Genomic DNA, 2,356 nt, shown 5'->3' with positions numbered 1-2,356 from the left:
TGTGCAATCACATAAAAGCTGTCGTAAACTCAAGCCTGTCGCGGATTCGCTTCGCGACCGAGCCGGATTGGCGGAATCGGTAGACGCGGTGCACTCAAAATGCATTGTCGAAAGACGTGTGGGTTCGAGTCCCACATCCGGTACAGATGTGAAGTGCCGCGGCATCGTTGACTCGATGTCGCGGCACTTTTTTCATTGTCGACGCACAATCTGACCCTTCATCCCACTCCCGGGGCAATTCATCCCGCTCCCGGCGCCACGAACGACGACCGTCAGTACGGGCGGCTGCTGTCAGCGTCGCAGATCGAGGGAGTAGAAGTGCTTGTCGCAGCGCTTGTCGCCCACCGCGACGAAATCCGGCAGAAGTCCGTATCGTTCAAAACCCAACTTCTGATAGAGCCTGATCGCGGACGTGTTGTCGCCGCGCAGGTCCAGGGTGATGACTTCGACGTTGAGATCGTGCGCCGAAGCGATGAGCGCGTTCATCAATGTCGTTCCGATCCCGCATCCCCGTGCGCCCCGGGCTACGGCCAGCTTCTCCAGGTCAACGTGCGGTCGATGGGTCGCGCGTGTATAGCGCGTCCAATAGGCAAAGCCGACGATCCGACCGGCTGTGTCATCCGTGAACGTCCGAGCGATCGCAGCTCGGGCGTCGTTTGAGCCCACTGCGGGAGCGAGCTCCGTGAGCAGCACGGCGATCTCAGCGTCATCGGGAGGGTCGACCCACCCGAGTGCTGCACCATCGGCCACAAGGTCTGCGAACAACTGGGCAATCTGTCGGGCCTCTCGCTCAGTGACGCCGGAGGCCGGCATGAGCGAAATGCTCATACCGGCCGCCGGTGCGGGCTGCTCACAAACGCGGGCCTCCCGATGACTCTTCAAGTGTTGCCTCGTCAGAATCGCCTGCGTTCTCCTCGACCGGAACATAGCCATCGATGCGCGCGGAGTCGTAGCGGGCTTCGTCGAGGATTCCGTGGCGCTTGGCCACGATTGCGGGTACCAGAGCCTGTCCTGAGACGTTGAGCGCCGTGCGTCCCATGTCGACGATCGGCTCGATCGCCAGCAGCAGGCCGACGCCTTCGAGCGGCAGGCCGAGCGTGGACAGAGTCAGCGTGAGCATCACGGTGGCTCCGGTGGTTCCGGCAGTCGCGGCCGAACCGATGACGGAGACGAAGATGATGAGGAAGTACTGCACGGCGCCGAGTTCGATCCCGAAGAACTGGGCGACGAAGACGGCGGCGATCGCCGGATAGATCGCGGCACACCCATCCATCTTCGTTGTCGCACCAAAGGGCACAGCGAAGGCGGCGTAGCTCTGGGGAACACCGAAGTTGTCGGTGGTGACCTTCTGTGTCACAGGCATGGTTCCGATCGACGACCGGGACACGAAGCCCAACTGAGTGGCCGGCCACACCCCGGAGAAGTACTGACGAACCGAGAGGCCGTTGAGCTTGGCCAGGGTCGGGTACACGACGAAGAACACGAGCGCCAGGCCGAGGTAGACGGCGACGACGAACCACAGCAGGGACCCCATGGTCGACCAGCCGTAGGAGTTCACGGCATTGCCGATGAGCCCGAGGGTGCCGATCGGTGCGATGCGCACAATCCACCAGACGACCTTCTGCACGACGGCCAGGGCCGCCTCGACGAACTCCAGGAAGGGCTCGGCGGCCTTGCCGACCTTGACCGCGGCGATGCCGATCGCGCCCGAGACGATGATCAGCTGAAGGATGTTGAAGTCGACCTCGGAGACCAACCCTCCAGCCTCATCGGCCGAGGTGGCCACCTCGAGTCCGAGGAAGTTGACGGGTACGAGCCCGGTGAGGAAGCCGATCCAACTTCCTTCGTTATCCGGGGCAGAACCGCTCAACGATGTGGCGTCTGCGTGCATTCCCGGTTGCAGGACGACGCCGAGGATGAGGCCGATGAGGACGGCGATGAGTGCCGTGAAGGCGAACCACAGAAGGGTTGAGACCGCGAGTCGGGCAGCGTTGGTGACCTTGCGCAGATTGCCGATGCTGGCGATGATCGCAGTGATCACCAGCGGCACGACGGCGGCCTTGAGCAGGGTCACGTAGGAGGACCCGATGGTACCCAAGGTCTGGCCGAGCCAGTTGTCCTGACTCTCGCTGACCGGTCCCCAGGACCGCGCGATCAGTCCGAGTATCACGCCTGCGATCAGGGCGATGGTGACCTGCACCCCGAATGATCTGCTCCACTTGGGCAATCTCATGCCATTCCTCTTCTTCGACTGTCGGTTGACGAGCGACGCTCACTCAAGCGATGCTCAACCCAATGGACAACTGTTGAGCAATCTCGGAAATTCCGCAAGTCACAGTGAAGTGCCTCTCACTCT

General features: G+C 62.2%; 2 protein-coding genes and 1 tRNA gene. 1 reads left to right on the top strand and 2 read right to left on the bottom strand.

From position 1 onward, the window contains the following. The first annotated feature begins 61 nt into the window (after positions 1 to 61). Positions 62 to 143, top strand: a tRNA-Leu gene (locus tag L0G76_RS15780). A 148-nt stretch (positions 144 to 291) separates the two neighbouring features. Here the strand turns inward: L0G76_RS15780 and L0G76_RS15775 are convergent. Next, complete coding sequence (locus L0G76_RS15775) at positions 292 to 828, bottom strand: GNAT family N-acetyltransferase (RefSeq protein ID WP_304358081.1); 537 nt, start codon at positions 826 to 828, stop codon at positions 292 to 294. A gap of 22 nt (positions 829 to 850) precedes the next feature. Then, the gene (locus L0G76_RS15770; protein WP_304358080.1) at positions 851 to 2,233 is read right to left on the bottom strand and encodes a dicarboxylate/amino acid:cation symporter; all 1,383 of its coding nucleotides are present in this window, start codon (positions 2,231 to 2,233) and stop codon (positions 851 to 853) included. Between the last annotated feature and the right edge of the window lie 123 nt (positions 2,234 to 2,356).

This window comes from Brevibacterium picturae (genome assembly GCF_030453725.1).
GTDB lineage: Bacteria > Actinomycetota > Actinomycetes > Actinomycetales > Brevibacteriaceae > Brevibacterium > Brevibacterium sandarakinum_A.
Note: the sequence above shows the minus strand (reverse complement) of the source record. Positions and strands in the feature narration are given on the sequence as shown.